Genomic DNA, 15,120 nt, shown 5'->3' with positions numbered 1-15,120 from the left:
GCGTGGGCTGACGTAATGGTCGGCGTCGCTGGCCCGATCACCGGTCCGAATGCCGCCTTCGGCGCGCAGTTGCAGAAGGGTGCCGAAGCTGCTGTCGCCGACATCAATGCGGCTGGCGGCATCAATGGCGAGCAGATCAAGCTCGAAGTCGGCGACGACGTTTCCGATCCGAAGCAGGGCATCTCGGTCGCCAACAAGTTCGTCGGCGACGGCGTCAAGTTCGTGGTCGGTCACTTCAACTCCGGCGTCTCGATCCCGGCCTCGGAAGTCTATGCCGAGAACGGCATCGTCGAAGTGACGCCGGCCGCAACCAACCCGCAGTTCACCGAACGCGGCCTGTGGAACGTGTTCCGCACCTGCGGACGCGATGACCAGCAGGGCAGCATTGCTGGCGCTTATCTGGCCGCCAACTTCAAGGATGCCAAGATCGCCGTCGTGCACGACAAGACCACCTACGGTCAGGGCCTTGCCGACGAAACCAAGAAGGCGATGAATGCCAAGGGCCTGACGGAAGTCATGTACGAAGGCATCAATGTCGGCGACAAGGACTTCTCGGCGCTGATCGCCAAGATGAAGGAAGCCGGCGTTTCCATCATCTATTGGGGCGGCCTGCACACCGAAGCCGGCCTGATCATCCGCCAGGCCGCCGACCAGGGCCTCAAGGCGACGCTGGTCTCCGGCGACGGCATCGTGTCGAACGAGTTGGCTTCGATCGCGGGCGACGCGGTTGCGGGCACGCTCAACACGTTCGGTCCGGATCCGCGCCTGATCCCCGCCAACAAGGAACTCGTCGAGAAGTTCCGCGCGCAGGGTTTCGAACCGGAAGCCTACACGCTCTACTCCTACGCAGCCATGCAGGCGATCGCCGCGGCAGCCACCGCTGCCAAGTCGAACGATCCGCAGGCAGTTGCCAAGGCGCTGCATGAAAACGGCCCGTTCAAGACCGTGCTCGGCGACCTGTCCTATGACGCCAAGGGCGACCCGACGCTGCCCGGCTACGTCATGTACGAATGGAAGAAGGGCGACGACGGCAAGTACACCTACATCCAGAAGATGTAAGCTCGTCAGTCTCCAGATCACGTACGATGCCCGGCGCTCGCGCCGGGCATTTTCTTTTGCCATCACGGGGGGCGGCCGATAGAGCCGGGTTCTTAGCCGGTGAATGATCGTGCGCTAACTGCAAAGCCGGCGCTTTTCTTGCTGTTCGGATGAATGCGAAGGGCTTCTGGCGCAATGATTCCATTTCAATCGGTTTAAACGCACGTCAATTTTGTTTGCACTGCAGCATTTTCACGCTAATCATTGCGCCGATTTCTCTTCCTTCCGTTGCTGGAGCCCAGTCCTTGGCCATCACGAAGATCCTCGTCGCCAACCGGTCCGAAATCGCCATTCGCGTTTTTCGCGCGGCCAACGAACTCGGCCTCAAAACCGTGGCGATCTGGGCCGAGGAAGACAAATACTCCCTGCATCGCTTCAAGGCCGACGAGAGCTACCAGGTCGGACGCGGGCCGCATCTGACCCGGGACATGGGGCCGATCGAAAGCTATCTGTCGATCGAGGAGGTGATCCGCGTCGCCAGGCTGTCGGGTGCCGATGCTATTCATCCCGGCTACGGATTGTTGTCGGAAAGTCCCGAATTCGCCGACGCCTGTGCCGAAGCCGGCATTACCTTCATCGGGCCGAAGCCGGACACAATGCGGCGGCTCGGCAACAAGGTCGCGGCGCGCAATCTCGCCATCGAGGTCGGGGTGCCGGTGATCCCCGCCACCGATCCGTTGCCGGATGACATGGAGGTGGTCAAGAAACTGGCCAAGGGAATCGGCTATCCGGTGATGCTGAAGGCGTCATGGGGCGGCGGCGGCCGCGGCATGCGCGCCATCCGCGCCGAAGCCGACCTTGCCCGTGAAGTCACCGAGGGCAAGCGCGAGGCGAAAGCCGCCTTCGGCAAGGACGAGGTCTATCTTGAAAAGCTGATCGAACGCGCCCGCCATGTCGAGGTGCAGGTGCTGGGCGACACCCATGGCAATGCGGTGCACCTGTTCGAGCGCGACTGTTCGATCCAGCGCCGCAACCAGAAGGTCGTCGAGCGGGCGCCGGCGCCCTATCTCGAAATGTCGCAGCGCGAGGAGCTTTGCGGCCATGCGCTGAAGATCGCCCGCGAGACCAGTTATATCGGCGCCGGCACGGTCGAGTTCCTGCAGGATGCCGACACCGGCAAATTCTATTTCATCGAGGTCAATCCGCGCATCCAGGTCGAGCACACCGTCACCGAGCAGGTGACCGGCATCGATATCGTCAAGGCGCAGATCCACATCCTCGACGGCTTTGCCATCGGCACACCGGAATCAGGCGTGCCGGCGCAGAAGGACATAAGGCTGAACGGCCACGCGCTGCAGTGCCGCATCACCACGGAAGATCCCGAACACAATTTCATCCCCGATTACGGCCGCATCACCGCCTATCGCGGCGCAACAGGCTTCGGCATCCGCCTCGATGGCGGCACCGCCTATTCGGGCGCTGTCATCACCCGCTTCTACGATCCGCTGCTGGAAAAGGTGACGGCGTGGGCGCCGACGCCGGCCGAGACGATCGCCCGCATGAACCGGGCGCTGCGCGAGTTCCGCATCCGCGGCGTCGCCACCAACCTGACTTTCCTCGAAGCGATCATCAACCATCCGAGCTTCGCCGACAATTCCTACACGACCAAGTTCATCGACACGACGCCGGAACTGTTCCAGCAGGTCAAGCGCCAGGACCGCGCCACCAAGCTCATCAACTATCTCGCCGACGTCAGCGTCAACGGCCATCCCGAGACGCGCGGCCGGCCGCAGCCGAAGGCCGATGCGGCCGCACCCGTGGTGCCTTACCTCAACGGCAATGTGCCCGGCGGCAGCAAGCAGAAGCTGGATGTGCTCGGGCCGGAGAAGTTCGCCGCCTGGATGCGCGATCAGAGGCAAGTGCTGGTCACCGACACGACGATGCGCGATGGCCACCAGTCGTTGCTCGCCACCCGTGTGCGAACGCATGACATTGCCGGCATCGCCGGTACCTATGCGCGCGCCTTGCCGCAGCTTCTATCGCTGGAATGCTGGGGTGGCGCCACCTTCGACGTCGCCATGCGCTTCCTCACCGAGGATCCGTGGGAGCGGCTGTCGCTGGTGCGCGAGGCGGCGCCCAATCTGCTGTTGCAGATGCTGCTGCGCGGCGCCAATGGCGTCGGCTACACCAACTATCCCGACAATGTCGTGCAGCATTTCGTCAAGCAGGCAGCAAGCGGTGGCATCGACCTGTTCCGGGTCTTCGATTGCCTGAACTGGGTCGACAACATGCGCGTCGCCATGGATGCGGTCGGCGCCGAGGGTAAGCTGATCGAAGCGGCGATCTGCTATACCGGCGACATCCTCGATCCGGCGCGGGCGAAATACGACCTCAAATACTATGTCGGCCTGGCCAGGGAATTGCAGGCGGCCGGCGCCCACATCATCGCCGTCAAGGACATGGCCGGACTGTTGAAGCCGGCGGCGGCACGCGTGCTGTTCAAGGAGCTGCGCGAGGCGACCGACCTGCCGATCCATTTCCACACCCACGACACGTCGGGCCTGTCGGCGGCGACGGTGCTGGCGGCGGTGGAAAGCGGCGTCGACGCCATAGACGCGGCGATGGATGCTTTCTCCGGCAACACCTCGCAGCCATGCCTTGGCTCGCTGGTCGAGGCGCTGAAGGGCACCGAACGCGACCCCGGTCTCGACCCGCAATGGATCAGGAAAATCTCGTTCTACTGGGAAGCGGTGCGCAACCAGTACGCCGCCTTCGAAAGCGACCTCAAGGGACCGGCCTCGGAAGTCTATCTGCACGAGATGCCGGGCGGGCAGTTCACCAATCTGAAGGAACAGGCGCGCTCGCTCGGACTGGAGACGCGCTGGCACGAGGTGGCGCAGACCTATCACGACGTCAATCTGATGTTCGGCGACATCGTCAAGGTGACGCCGTCCTCCAAGGTCGTCGGCGACATGGCATTGATGATGGTCAGCCAGGACCTGACCGTTGCCGATGTCGAAAACCCGGACAAGGATATCGCCTTTCCGGACTCGGTCGTCTCGATGCTGCGCGGCGATCTTGGCCAGTCGCCAGGCGGGTGGCCGTCGGCGCTGCAGAGGAAGGCGCTGAAGGGCGACAAGCCGATCACGGTGCGGCCCGGTTCGCTGCTCAAGCCAGCCGACCTCAAGGCCAACCGCAAGGAAATCGAGGAAAAGCTCGAGCGCAAGCTGTCGGAGTTCGAATTCGCCTCGTGGCTGATGTATCCGAAGGTGTTCACGGATTTCGCCGGCGCGCAGGAAACCTATGGGCCGGTCAGCGTCCTGCCGACGCCGACCTATTTCTACGGCATGAAGCCGGAAGACGAGATCTTCGTCGACATCGAGAAGGGCAAGACGCTGGTGGTGCGCTGCCTGGCCATCGGCGATGTCGACGAGAAGGGCATGGTCACCGTGTTCTTCGAGCTCAACGGCCAGCCACGTCGTGTCAAGGTGCCCGACCGGGCGCATGGCGCGTCCGCCGCCAAGGCCCGCCGCAAGGCCGAGCCCGGCAACGAGGCGCATGTCGGCGCGCCGATGCCGGGCGTCGTCTCGTCGCTTTCGGTGGCTGCCGGCCAGGCTGTGAAGGCCGGTGACGTGCTGCTTTCCATCGAAGCGATGAAGATGGAAACGGCGCTGCATGCCGAGCGCGACGGCACGGTCGCCGAGGTGCTGGTCAAGGCAGGCGACCAGATCGATGCCAAGGATCTGCTGATCGCTTTCAATTAAGAGTTCGCAAAACGGACTGGCTGTCGGCTTCTGGCGGCAGCCCCTTGTGGCTTGCTCGATAACGGCTTGACCCGCCGCCGCCGGTCGGGCATCGAACCGGCTCAAATTTTGGCGCAGTCGTCCGCGAGTCGCGGAGCCGATTCTTTTGGAGAAAAATATGGCCGACGATATCACCGATACCAGCCAGACTGTTGCCGCCGGCCAGCTGCGTGCCTTCATCGAGCGCATAGAGCGGCTTGAGGAAGAGAAGAAGACCATTTCCGACGACATCAAGGAAGTGTTCGCCGAGGCCAAGGGAACCGGCTTCGACACCAAGGCGATGCGCACGATCATCCGGCTGCGCAAGAAGGACCAGGCCGAGCGTCAGGAAGAGGAAACCATCCTCGATCTGTACAAGGCCGCACTCGGTATGGTGTAGAGACTGTCTGGAAATTCTGCTCTGGCGGCCATCTGTTGGCGTTTTCTGCGCTTCCGGTGCTCGCGTACTTTAAGTACGCTCCGCTCCGGTTCTCGAAACCACCACCATATGACTCGCCAGAGCGAATTTCGAAACAGTCTCGGGCCGAGCATGATGCCGAAGCGAGCATCGAGCCATGAGCGAATTCGACTTCGGCGCCCGCCGCGCCTCTGAATTCCGCCAGCGCGGCTTCTGGACGCTGTTCGCCGAGCGGCATCCGGAAGAAACGGCTTCGATGGCGAGGCGCGGACCCTGGTTCTGGCAGCGCGGGCTGCCCGACTTCGCCTTGGTCCTTTCCATGTATGTCGCGCCGGCGCAGAGCCAGGTCGGCGTCTTCTTCGGCCGCAACGAGAAGTTCGGCGCCACGCAGGCCTGGTCGCGGTTGAAGCCATTCCAGCCCGATATCGAGGCCAGGCTGAAGCTCAGGCCGGAACAGAGTTGCGAGGGCCTCGGCATCAATTCGATGTGGCGGGTGAACTGCTATGCCGAGGATAACTGGCCAGCCATGGCCGACTGGCTGGTGACCGAATGCTCGCGTATCGAGCGCGCGGTAACCGAAGTCCTGAGGCAGGGATAGACATCCGGTGTTGCCAGAAGGTATCGGCTCCTTTTTCCGCTCACGCTGGCAAGGCCAGGTGCCGCTCGACCGGCTGTTCTGGCGCGACCTTGTCCTCGTCGGCACCGCGGTCAGCATCGCCGCATCGGTGCTGGCGCTCGTTCTGCTCGGATTGAAGTTGCCGCTCGGGCTTGTGCTGGCAGTGCATTTCGCGTCGGTGCCCTACAGCCTGTTCCTGACCTTGGCGGTGTGGCGGACCACCGAAAAGATACCCGGTGCCAAGGCCTGGATGATGACGCTGGGCGCTACGCTGTGGCTGGTGGCGATGATCGTGGTCTGATCGTCTGCCCAGAGGGGGGCAATGGATACTTAAACGAAAAGGGCGACAGATGCCGCCCTTTCATAGTGTCGAACCCGGATGGCTCAGGCCGAAGGCTCGAATTTCAGCGCCACCCCGTTGATGCAATAGCGCAGGCCGGTCGGCGGCGGGCCGTCCTCGAAGACATGGCCGAGATGGCTGCCGCAGCGGGCGCAATGACATTCGGTGCGAACCATGCCGTAGCTGCGGTCGACGGTGTTTTCGACCGAGCCCGGCACCGGGTCGTTGAAGCTCGGCCAGCCGGTGCCGCTCTCGAACTTCAGCTTGGATTCGAACAAGGGCTGGTCGCAGCCGGCGCAGGAAAAGGTGCCGGCGCGCTTCTCGTAGAGCAAGGCGCAGCTTCCCGGCCGTTCGGTGCCGTGGCCGCGCATGACGGCATACTGCTCCGGCGTCAGCCGGGCGCGCCATTCGGCGTCGGTGCGAGTTACAGGGTAGGTATGGGTGTCCATGTGATCTCCTCAGCCTTGCCGGCTCGTTGTTGATTGCAACCGGATATTCGCGTCAAGATAGGCATTTGTTACACGACTGCCCAGTGTCTGACGTTCCAAGGTTGAATTCCCCCTTCTTCAGGCGTCTGCGCCGCCCCTCACCTGCCTGCCTGCATCCTCTCCCCGTAAACGGGGCGAGGGGCCCTGTCGTCCGCGATTTCGCCAATTTTCAGCGTTGCAAGAAAGGCGCCGGCGTTGCGGCCAGGCCCTCTCGCCCCGTTTACGGGGAGAGATGTCCGGCAGGACAGTGAGGGGCGGCGCCAACTTTCACGATTGATGGTCTCTGAGGTGATGGTTCCGCACCTCTGACAACTAATGCTTCCTTGAAAGCTGCTTGGTCGCGCCTTCGAGCCCGGCCAGCGTCAGCGGGAACATGCGGCCGCCGAAGATGTCGCGGATCATCGCAATCGAATGGGTGTAGCCCCAGTTCTTGGGGTCTTCGGGGTTCAGCCATACCGCGTTCGGCCATTGCTGCAGCAGGCGGCCGAGCCAGACGCTGCCTGCCTCCGGATTGGAGTGCTCGACCGAACCGCCGGGGTGAGCGATCTCATAAGGGCTCATCGACGCGTCCCCGACAACGATCACCTTGTAGCCCGGCCCATATTTGTGGAGCAGGTCGAAGGTCGGAATCACCTCGGCATGCCTGCGGCGATTGTCCTTCCACACGCCCTCATAGAGGCAGTTGTGGAAATAAAAATATTCGAGCTGGCGGAATTCGGCGCGGGCGGCCGAGAACAGCTCCTCGACGCTCTTGATGTGGTCGTCCATCGAGCCGCCGACATCGAAGAACATCAAAAGCTTCACCGCGTTGCGCCGCTCGGGCCGCGTCTGCACGTCGAGATAGCCATGTTCGGCGGTGGCGTGGATGGTGCCGGGCAGGTCGAATTCCTCCTCGGCGCCTTCCCGCACCCAGCGACGCAAGCGCTTCAGCGCGATCTTGATGTTGCGGGTGCCGAGTTCGACGGCATCGTCGAAATTCCTGAACTCACGTCTGTCCCAGACCTTCACCGCGCGGCGGTTGCGGCTTTCATGCTGGCCGATACGCACACCTTCGGGATTGTAGCCATAGGCGCCGAAGGGCGAGGTGCCGCCGGTGCCGATCCATTTCGAGCCGCCCTGGTGGCGGCCTTTTTGCTCCTGCAGCCGCTGCTTCAAGGTTTCCATCAGTTTCTCGAAACCGCCCAGCGCCTCGACCAGTTTTTTCTCTTCGTCGCTCAGGTGCTTTTCGGCGAGGCGGCGCAACCATTCCTCGGGGATATTGGCGACATCGACGGCATCCGGCCCGCCCAGTGCTTCGATGCCCTTGAAGACATGGGCAAACACCTGGTCGAAGCGGTCGATATGGCGCTCGTCCTTCACCAACGCCGCACGGGCGAGGTAATAAAAGCCTTCGACGTCGTAGTCGACCAGCCCGGCTTCCAGCCCCTCCAGCAGCGACAGATATTCCCTGAGCGAAACGGGAACACGCGCGGCCTTCAGTTCGAGGAAAAAGGGGATGAACATTGTCTATCTACAGCAAATCATACTCGATGAAGCCCGTGCGGCGCGCAACGTGGTCGTAGAGTTTGCGCGCGGTGGTGTTGGTCTCGTGCGTCATCCAGTAGACGTTCTTGACGCCGACTTTTTCGGCTTCCTGTCTCACCGCCTCGATTAGCGCCGCGCCGATGCCCTTGCCGCGCACGTCAGGGTCGGCGAACAGGTCCTGCAGATAGCAGTTGTTTTTTTCCGACCAGCCTGAGCGGTGGTAGAGATAGTGGGTGAGCCCAACCGCCTTGCCGTCCAGCGTGGCGATGAAGCCTTTCGGCTCGAACTCACCTTCGGTGAACAGCCGCTTCCAGGTGACGGCATAGACCTCTTCCGGCAGCTTCGTCTCATAGAAGGTGAGGTAGTCGGTCCACAGCCGCCGCCAATCGGCGTGGTCGGACTGCGCGAGCGGGCGGACGATAATCTCAGACATGTCATCTCCTCTGAAGGTTTGGCCGAGGCTGCCTGCCTGTTCGGCTGCGGGCAACGGTCCACAGGAGGGAAAGCGCTGCTGCTGACCTATTGCTGCCTTCGTGCCATGAACGCCAGCCGCTCGAACAAATGCACGTCCTGCTCGTTCTTCAGCAATGCGCCATGCAACTTGGGCAGGGCGTTCTTCGGATCGGCGCGCAGATCTTCCGGCGCGATATCGTCGGCGACCAGCAGCCTTATCCAGTCGAGCGCCTCGGAGGTCGACGGCTTCTTCTTCAAGCCGGGCACGTCGCGGATTTCGTAGAACTGGGTCAGCGCCGCGCGCACCATGTTCTGCTTGATGCCGGGATAGTGGACATCGACGATTCTGTGCAGCGTATCGACGTCGGGAAAGCGGATGTAGTGGAAGAAGCAGCGGCGCAGGAACGCGTCCGGCAACTCCTTCTCGTTGTTGGAGGTGATGATGACGATCGGCCTGACGGCGGCGCGGATGGTTTCGCCGGTCTCGTAGACGAAGAACTCCATCCGATCGAGTTCCTGCAGGAGGTCGTTGGGGAATTCGATGTCGGCCTTGTCGATCTCGTCGATCAAAAGCACGACCTTCCTGCCGGCGGCGAACGCCTCCCAGAGCTTGCCGCGCTTGATGTAGTTCCTGATGTCGTTGAAGCGCTCGTCGCCAAGCTGGCTGTCGCGCAGCCGCGAGACGGCATCATATTCGTACAGGCCCTGCTGCGCCCGCGTCGTCGACTTGACGTGCCATTCGATGAGGTCGAGGCCGAGTGCAGCAGCCACCTGGCGGGCGAGTTCCGTCTTGCCGGTGCCTGGCTCGCCCTTGACCAGCAAGGGCCGCTCCAGCGCGATCGCCGCGTTGACTGCCACCATCAGATCCTTGTCGGCGACATAGGCCGCCGTGCCTTCGAAACGCATTCTTGCTCCTCGGTTGGTCATGGCAACCGTAAGGACGCGGCTCACCCTGTGCAAGGGTGCGCCGGCCGCGGCGAATGGGCTTGAACCCTGATGGAAACATATGCCCGTCTCACTGGCGCTTAGCCGGCCGGCAGCCTATATTGGGCGGGACGGTCTGTGCTTCCCGGCAGGAGAACATTTTCCCCGGGGCCTTAACGATCCTTAGGGAGCTGTCCCTGGGAAGACCCGTGGGTTTTCTCACACGGCGCCCACCTACTTTGTAGGTTCCCGGGATCGCTCTCTCCACCGGTTGTGTGGATCGTCACTTATTGCCACGCGTCCCGCATTTCGGTGGATGATTGCGGTGGAAAACGTCGCTCCCAAAACTCCATCCAGATCTGACCTTTTCTACCTTGGCTGAATGACCTCTCTCAAAGACCTGAAAAAGCAGCTTCGCCGTGAGGCCCTCGGACGCCGCGATGCGCTCGATGAGTTCTGGCGGGTGGAGGTCGCGCTTGAAATGGCGGAGACGGCACGCGATCACCTCCATGTCGAGCCGGGCCAGATCGTTTCCGGCTTCTGGCCGATGCGTTCGGAAGTCGACGTTCGGCCGCTGATGTTTGCCTTGCGCGAAAAGGGCGCGCGGCTTTGCCTGCCGGCCATTCTCGACAAGACCACCATTGTCTTTCGCGAACTGGTGCGCGGCGCGCCGATGGTCGAGATGGGTTTCGGCACGGTCGGCCCTCACGAGGAAGCCGAGGTGCTCGACCCCTCTGTGATGCTGGTGCCGCTTGCCGCTTTCGATGCACGCGGCCATCGCATCGGCTATGGTGCCGGCTATTACGACCGCGCCATCGCCAAGCTGATCGACAAGGGAGAGCCGCCGCGGCTGGTCGGCATCGCCTTCGACTGCCAGGAGGTGGCAATGGTGCCGGATGAGGAACATGACGTCGTCATTGCGGAAATACTCACCGAGAGCGGGTTGCGCCGCTTCGCGCCAAAATTGTAGATAAGTACAAGGGACGCATGATCTTCACTGGCGTCATGCAGCTTTCGCTGACCTTCGGTGCGGGATCATATGAGACTTCTCTTCCTCGGTGACATGGTTGGAAAGACAGGACGCACGGCGGTGTGGGAACAGCTGCCCGGACTGATCTCCGACTTCAAACTCGATTTCGTCATCGTCAACGGCGAGAACGCCGCCGGCGGCTTCGGCATCACCGAAGACATCTTTCGCGAGACGATCGCGGCCGGTGCCGATGTCGTCACCACCGGCAACCATGTCTGGGACCAGCGTGATGCGCTCGCCTTCGCGCCGCGCGAAGAGCGCTTCCTGCGTCCCTCCAACTTTCCCAAGGGCACGCCCGGGCGCGGCTCCGGTGTCTATATCGCCAGGAGCGGCGCGCGCGTGCTGGTCGCCAACATCATGGGCCGGGTGTTCATGCATCCCGAGCTCGACGATCCGTTCCAGGCCGGCGAACGCGAGCTTGCCGCCTGTCCGCTCGGCGAGCAGGCGGATGCCGTGATTATCGACTTCCACGCCGAGGCGACCTCGGAAAAGATGTGCTTCGCGCATTTCGTCGACGGCCGCGCCAGCCTCGTCATCGGCACCCACACCCACCAGCCGACGGGCGATCACCAGATCCTCAACGGCGGTACCGGCTATATGTCCGACGCCGGCATGTGCGGCGACTATGATTCCTCGCTCGGCATGGACAAGGAGGAGCCGCTCAACCGGTTCCTGTCGAAGGTGCCGAAAGGCCGCTTCGAGGCGGCGACCGGACCGGCGACCTTGTGCGGCGTCGGCGTCGATATTTCAGACCGCACAGGGCTGACCGAGCGGATTGCGCCGTTTCGTCGCGGGCCACGGCTGGAGGAAACCGCACCGTCCTTCTGGTCGTGACATTGATATAGGCACGCTTAATACCTAACTGCCGGCGACACTGCTCTAGATCGTTAAAAGAGGGGACGACCTCCATGCAGCTCATCGAATTCCTGGCGCCGCATTTTCAATTTGTTTCCGACCCGACGGCTTGGGTCGCGCTGCTGACGCTGATTGTGCTCGAGGTCGTGCTCGGCATCGACAATCTGATCTTCATCTCGATCCTGACCAACAAGCTGCCGGAAGCACAACGGGCCCGTGCCCGCCGGCTCGGCATCTCGGCGGCCCTGATCATGCGGCTGGTGCTGCTGGCCACCATTTCGATCATCGTCCAGCTTACCACGCCGGTGTTCACGGCCTTCGGTCACGGTTTTTCCTGGCGCGACCTGATCCTGATCGCCGGCGGCCTGTTCCTGGTCTGGAAGGCGACCAAGGAGATCCATCACACCGTCGATCCCGACGACCACAAGGATACGATGATGGGCGAGACGCTGCAGATCAGCCTTGCCGGCGCGATCTTCCAGATCCTGCTGCTCGACCTGGTCTTCTCGATCGATTCGATCATCACCGCCGTCGGCATGACCGACGAGATCGCCATCATGTACATCGCCGTGATCGTCGCGGTCACCGTGATGATGCTGGCGGCCGGGCCGCTGGCCAACTTCATCGCCAAGAACCCGAGCATCGTCATGCTGGCGCTGGGCTTCCTTCTGATGATCGGCATGACGCTGATCGCAGACGGCATGGGCTACCATGTGCCCAAGGGCTACATCTATGCGGCGATGGGCTTTTCGGCATTGGTCGAGGGGCTCAACATGCTGGCGCGGCGACGTAAGAAGTCGGGCGGCGGGCATTGAGGCAGACCCTGAATACCTAATGTCCTGGCACGCCCTTCGGGTGACGGTCGCCGATCAGGCCGAGCGTCAGGCCCTGTTCCAGCCACGCCTTGGCGCCGGCCAGCACCAGCGTGAAGCCGCCGGTTGAGCCGACGGCCTCTTTCACCTGCTCGTCGCCATCCCCGGCGAAGCCAAAATTGCGAACCTCGAGAAAGGTCGTCTCGCCAGGCATTTCGGTGAATGTCCAGACCACGGTGGTTGGCGGATCGCTCCATTGCATGACGATCTTTTCATTCGCGACGATCTCGCTGACGTCGACCGTCGTCGAGACGCCGTACATGCGCCACTCCCAGAGGACCTGCTTGCCGCTGTCCAGCCGGCCGCTGCCATGGGTGAACCAGAATTTCGTGGTTATGGCCGGATCGACGATGGCCTCGAATACATCGGCGACAGGCCGCCGGATCAGCATGCCGGCTTCGGCGAATGGTTTTTCGCGGATGTCCATCGGATGCTCCTTTCGGGATTCGGCGCTCACCAGGCGTCCGGTTCGCGCAGCATGTGAATAATGTTGGCAGGGTTGGTGATCCAGCCGCCGCGGAAGCCCTCGCCCAAGGGCTCAATGGCGTCGCAACGCACAACACCGGCCTTGGCGAAATGATCCGCAGCCATGGGGAAATCCTTGGTGAACAGCTCCAGCCACACCTCGGCCTGGCTCATCATCGGCGCCTCATCGATCCACAGGCGGTTGGGGCCAAGCTCGAAGCCGATGGCCGGTGCTTTGTCTGTGAACGGCTTCAGGCCGACGACGTCGCGGTAGAAGGCGATCGTCGCCTCATATTGGTGCGGCGGTACCTTCATGGCGATGTTGATGCCGCCGGTGATTTTCGTGGTCATAGCTGGCTCCGTTGTCGTGTTCGGCTGTTGTCGCCTTTGCTCAGGCTGGTCATGCGAGATTTATCTGCCAGGAGACCCCGAACCTGTCGTTGAGCCATGCGAAACGGCGGCTGAAGCCGTAATTGTCCGGTGGCATCAGGAACGCGCCGTCCTCGCCCAGTGTCTCGACAATCCGGTCCAGTTCGTCCTCGGCGGAACAGTCCACATACAGCGAGACCGACGGCGTGAAGGTGAAAGCGTGGTGGACGGGGCTATTGAAGATCATGACTTCCAGGCCGGCGATCGACACGCGCGCAAGCTTGACCGTCCCGTCCGGGCCGTCTTCGCCGGGGCCGTAGCGTGTGACGTCAAGGACGCTGCTGCCGGGAATGGTCTCGCAATAGAGGGTCATTGCCTCTTCGGCCTTGCCCTCGAACATCAGGAATGGCGTTACTTTCTTCATTGCGGATCTCCATCCTCCCTATAGTCGCTCAGATATTGGTCTCGTTGGCGGGTTCGCCCCTCATCTCGCTGCGATAGTAGCCGTCGCGCAAATTGATGCCGTATTCGACATAGGCCTTCATGCAGGCCAGCATCTGCGACCAGCCCTCGCAATTGAGGTAGGACTTCTTCAGGCCGACCGCGCCTTCCTGCCAACCGCTCTCGGCGATGGTGACGAAGGTGCCGCCATCGTCGAGCGGCTCGAAATTCATCTCGATGCGGGTCTTGTAGGCCGGCTTGCCGTCGGCGTCGGTGGCATCCCAGCGCAGCACGATGCGGCTGTCCTTGACCACTTCGTCGACCTCGACCGGCACCTTGCCCCACCAGACGACGCCGGCGCCAGCTTCCAGCGGGGCGCTGGCGCCGCCGATCGTGGTGAAATAGCCGCTCAGTTTCTTCGGATTGACGACCGCGTCGAAGACGTCGGCGACCGGCTTGCCGATGCGTCCGGAAACACTGAATCCAAGTGACATATCCACAACTCCTTCCCTTGATCGACCCAACAATATGTTATAAAAACATAACATGTCAAGCCAATCGCAAGACGACAATGTTTTCAAGGCGCTGGCGCATCCGCGCCGGCGTGAAATGCTGGATCAGCTGAAGGACACGCCGAAGACGACCGGCATGCTGTGCGAGGCCTTTCCCGACATCGATCGCTGCACCGTGATGCTGCATCTCAAGGTGTTGGAGGAGGCCGACCTGATCGTTGCGCGGCGCGACGGCCGCGAGCGCTGGAACCATCTCAACGCGCTGCCGATCAAGCAGATCCACGACCGCTGGATCAGCCAGTATGCCGGGCATGCCCTCAGCATCATCGACCGGCTGAAGTCGGACCTCGAGGCGTGAGCGGCCGCAGCAGGTCATGTCGGCGGGTCCCATGCGTGGTGCGGCTGGACGAATTGAGCCGATTTATCTATAAGCCGGGCCATTCCGACAGAGAACGCCGTGCTTCCACGAGTTGCACCTGGGACGCTCTGAAATTTGAATTCGGGCATTGCGGCAGACGAGGTCAGATCACTTCGCTTCGGGATGCTCTAGCCGAGAAGACGACAGGGGTGCCATGGCTGGCCATTCACAGTTCAAGAACATCATGCACCGCAAGGGCCGCCAGGATGCGGTGCGGTCTAAAATGTTTTCCAAGCTGGCGCGCGAAATCACCGTCGCCGCCAAAAGCGGGACGCCCGATCCGTCGATGAACCCGCGCTTGCGCCTGGCGATCCAGAACGCCAAGGCGGTGTCGATGCCGAAGGACAACATCCAGCGCGCCGTCAACAAGGCCTCGATGGGCGATGCCGAGAACTACGAAGCCGTGCGCTACGAGGGCTATGGCCCGGGCGGCGTCGCCGTCATTGTCGAGGCGCTGACCGACAACCGCAACCGTTCGGCATCCAATGTGCGCGCCGCCTTCACCAAGGCCGGCGGCGCGATGGGCGAAACGGGCTCGGTGTCGTTCATGTGGGACCGTGCCGGCGAGATCTACT

Annotated in this window: 18 protein-coding genes and 1 other RNA gene; 11 read left to right on the top strand and 8 right to left on the bottom strand. The window is 62.2% G+C overall.

Features of this window, described 5'->3' with window-relative positions:
• From EOC06_RS01320 to EOC06_RS01300, 5 genes are all read left to right on the top strand, one after another.
• A partial coding sequence (locus EOC06_RS01320) for a branched-chain amino acid ABC transporter substrate-binding protein (protein WP_245469275.1) occupies positions 1 to 1,059 on the top strand: 1,059 nt, incomplete at its 5' end.
• A 284-nt stretch (positions 1,060 to 1,343) separates the two neighbouring features.
• Positions 1,344 to 4,802 (top strand): pyruvate carboxylase, encoded by a 3,459-nt coding sequence (gene pyc, locus EOC06_RS01315; protein ID WP_128306879.1) that lies wholly within the window; start codon positions 1,344 to 1,346, stop codon positions 4,800 to 4,802.
• Between the two features lie 157 nt (positions 4,803 to 4,959).
• Positions 4,960 to 5,220 (top strand): DUF2312 domain-containing protein, encoded by a 261-nt coding sequence (locus tag EOC06_RS01310; protein WP_013529099.1) that lies wholly within the window; start codon positions 4,960 to 4,962, stop codon positions 5,218 to 5,220.
• A gap of 175 nt (positions 5,221 to 5,395) precedes the next feature.
• Positions 5,396 to 5,836, top strand: a complete 441-nt coding sequence (locus tag EOC06_RS01305) for a hypothetical protein (RefSeq protein ID WP_128306878.1) — start codon at positions 5,396 to 5,398, stop codon at positions 5,834 to 5,836.
• A 7-nt stretch (positions 5,837 to 5,843) separates the two neighbouring features.
• The gene (locus tag EOC06_RS01300) at positions 5,844 to 6,155 is read left to right on the top strand and encodes a hypothetical protein (RefSeq protein WP_127270382.1); all 312 of its coding nucleotides are present in this window, start codon (positions 5,844 to 5,846) and stop codon (positions 6,153 to 6,155) included.
• Positions 6,156 to 6,238: 83 nt separating this feature from the next.
• On the opposite strand, the gene msrB is transcribed toward EOC06_RS01300, so the two are convergent.
• The 4 genes from msrB to EOC06_RS01280 all read right to left on the bottom strand — a co-directional run bounded on the left by msrB (position 6,239) and on the right by EOC06_RS01280 (position 9,565).
• A complete protein-coding gene (gene msrB, locus EOC06_RS01295) occupies positions 6,239 to 6,643 on the bottom strand; it encodes a peptide-methionine (R)-S-oxide reductase MsrB (protein ID WP_127270383.1) in 405 nt (134 codons plus the stop codon).
• A 351-nt stretch (positions 6,644 to 6,994) separates the two neighbouring features.
• Positions 6,995 to 8,185, bottom strand: a complete 1,191-nt coding sequence (locus EOC06_RS01290; protein WP_128306877.1) for a VWA domain-containing protein — start codon at positions 8,183 to 8,185, stop codon at positions 6,995 to 6,997.
• 7 nt (positions 8,186 to 8,192) lie between these two features.
• Positions 8,193 to 8,639: a GNAT family N-acetyltransferase gene (locus tag EOC06_RS01285; protein WP_127270385.1), complete on the bottom strand. Its 447-nt coding sequence runs from the start codon at positions 8,637 to 8,639 to the stop codon at positions 8,193 to 8,195.
• Positions 8,640 to 8,725: 86 nt separating this feature from the next.
• On the bottom strand, positions 8,726 to 9,565 hold the full coding sequence (locus EOC06_RS01280; RefSeq protein WP_128306876.1) for a MoxR family ATPase: 840 nt from the start codon (positions 9,563 to 9,565) through the stop codon (positions 8,726 to 8,728).
• Between the two features lie 148 nt (positions 9,566 to 9,713).
• On the opposite strand from EOC06_RS01280, the gene ssrS reads away from it, so the two are divergent.
• The 4 genes from ssrS to EOC06_RS01260 all read left to right on the top strand — a co-directional run bounded on the left by ssrS (position 9,714) and on the right by EOC06_RS01260 (position 12,283).
• A non-coding RNA gene (ssrS, locus tag EOC06_RS01275) (6S RNA) lies at positions 9,714 to 9,869 on the top strand.
• Positions 9,870 to 9,965: 96 nt separating this feature from the next.
• Entirely contained in the window at positions 9,966 to 10,553 is a 588-nt protein-coding gene (locus tag EOC06_RS01270) for a 5-formyltetrahydrofolate cyclo-ligase (protein ID WP_127270386.1), read from the top strand.
• A gap of 69 nt (positions 10,554 to 10,622) precedes the next feature.
• Positions 10,623 to 11,447 carry a YmdB family metallophosphoesterase gene (locus tag EOC06_RS01265; RefSeq protein ID WP_127270387.1) on the top strand — a complete coding sequence of 275 codons (825 nt, stop codon included), beginning with the start codon at positions 10,623 to 10,625 and terminating at the stop codon, positions 11,445 to 11,447.
• Positions 11,448 to 11,521: 74 nt separating this feature from the next.
• Positions 11,522 to 12,283 (top strand): TerC family protein, encoded by a 762-nt coding sequence (locus EOC06_RS01260; protein ID WP_127269216.1) that lies wholly within the window; start codon positions 11,522 to 11,524, stop codon positions 12,281 to 12,283.
• A 16-nt stretch (positions 12,284 to 12,299) separates the two neighbouring features.
• Here the strand turns inward: EOC06_RS01260 and EOC06_RS01255 are convergent, their stop codons facing one another.
• From EOC06_RS01255 to EOC06_RS01240, 4 genes are read right to left on the bottom strand one after another with little or no spacing between them, the layout of a single operon-like run.
• Complete coding sequence (locus tag EOC06_RS01255; RefSeq protein ID WP_127269215.1) at positions 12,300 to 12,767, bottom strand: SRPBCC family protein; 468 nt, start codon at positions 12,765 to 12,767, stop codon at positions 12,300 to 12,302.
• Between the two features lie 26 nt (positions 12,768 to 12,793).
• The gene (locus tag EOC06_RS01250; protein ID WP_127269214.1) at positions 12,794 to 13,156 is read right to left on the bottom strand and encodes a hypothetical protein; all 363 of its coding nucleotides are present in this window, start codon (positions 13,154 to 13,156) and stop codon (positions 12,794 to 12,796) included.
• A gap of 49 nt (positions 13,157 to 13,205) precedes the next feature.
• Positions 13,206 to 13,598: a VOC family protein gene (locus EOC06_RS01245; protein ID WP_128306875.1), complete on the bottom strand. Its 393-nt coding sequence runs from the start codon at positions 13,596 to 13,598 to the stop codon at positions 13,206 to 13,208.
• A 28-nt stretch (positions 13,599 to 13,626) separates the two neighbouring features.
• Positions 13,627 to 14,109, bottom strand: coding sequence for an SRPBCC domain-containing protein (locus tag EOC06_RS01240; protein WP_127269212.1), 483 nt, complete (start codon positions 14,107 to 14,109; stop codon positions 13,627 to 13,629).
• A gap of 52 nt (positions 14,110 to 14,161) precedes the next feature.
• Between EOC06_RS01240 and EOC06_RS01235 the strand changes: the two genes are divergently transcribed.
• Complete coding sequence (locus EOC06_RS01235) at positions 14,162 to 14,485, top strand: helix-turn-helix transcriptional regulator (protein WP_127399198.1); 324 nt, start codon at positions 14,162 to 14,164, stop codon at positions 14,483 to 14,485.
• 214 nt (positions 14,486 to 14,699) lie between these two features.
• On the top strand, positions 14,700 to 15,120 hold a 421-nt coding region (locus tag EOC06_RS41475; protein WP_245469274.1), incomplete at its 3' end, for a YebC/PmpR family DNA-binding transcriptional regulator.

This window comes from Mesorhizobium sp. M7A.F.Ca.MR.362.00.0.0, from assembly GCF_004023175.1.
Classification (GTDB): domain Bacteria; phylum Pseudomonadota; class Alphaproteobacteria; order Rhizobiales; family Rhizobiaceae; genus Mesorhizobium.
This window is presented reverse-complemented; position numbering and strand designations above follow the sequence as displayed.

Coding starts and splice junctions, on each gene's coding strand:
- EOC06_RS01235 (WP_127399198.1), top strand. CDS start 14,162: ATGTCAAGCCAATCGCAAGACGACAATGTTTTCAAGGCGCTGGCGCAT.
- EOC06_RS01285 (WP_127270385.1), bottom strand. CDS start 8,639: ATGTCTGAGATTATCGTCCGCCCGCTCGCGCAGTCCGACCACGCCGAT.
- EOC06_RS01310 (WP_013529099.1), top strand. CDS start 4,960: ATGGCCGACGATATCACCGATACCAGCCAGACTGTTGCCGCCGGCCAG.
- EOC06_RS01290 (WP_128306877.1), bottom strand. CDS start 8,185: ATGTTCATCCCCTTTTTCCTCGAACTGAAGGCCGCGCGTGTTCCCGTT.
- EOC06_RS01245 (WP_128306875.1), bottom strand. CDS start 13,598: ATGAAGAAAGTAACGCCATTCCTGATGTTCGAGGGCAAGGCCGAAGAG.
- EOC06_RS01265 (WP_127270387.1), top strand. CDS start 10,623: ATGAGACTTCTCTTCCTCGGTGACATGGTTGGAAAGACAGGACGCACG.
- EOC06_RS01305 (WP_128306878.1), top strand. CDS start 5,396: ATGAGCGAATTCGACTTCGGCGCCCGCCGCGCCTCTGAATTCCGCCAG.
- EOC06_RS01250 (WP_127269214.1), bottom strand. CDS start 13,156: ATGACCACGAAAATCACCGGCGGCATCAACATCGCCATGAAGGTACCG.
- msrB (WP_127270383.1), bottom strand. CDS start 6,643: ATGGACACCCATACCTACCCTGTAACTCGCACCGACGCCGAATGGCGC.
- EOC06_RS01260 (WP_127269216.1), top strand. CDS start 11,522: ATGCAGCTCATCGAATTCCTGGCGCCGCATTTTCAATTTGTTTCCGAC.
- EOC06_RS01280 (WP_128306876.1), bottom strand. CDS start 9,565: ATGCGTTTCGAAGGCACGGCGGCCTATGTCGCCGACAAGGATCTGATG.
- EOC06_RS01255 (WP_127269215.1), bottom strand. CDS start 12,767: ATGGACATCCGCGAAAAACCATTCGCCGAAGCCGGCATGCTGATCCGG.
- EOC06_RS01240 (WP_127269212.1), bottom strand. CDS start 14,109: ATGTCACTTGGATTCAGTGTTTCCGGACGCATCGGCAAGCCGGTCGCC.
- EOC06_RS01270 (WP_127270386.1), top strand. CDS start 9,966: ATGACCTCTCTCAAAGACCTGAAAAAGCAGCTTCGCCGTGAGGCCCTC.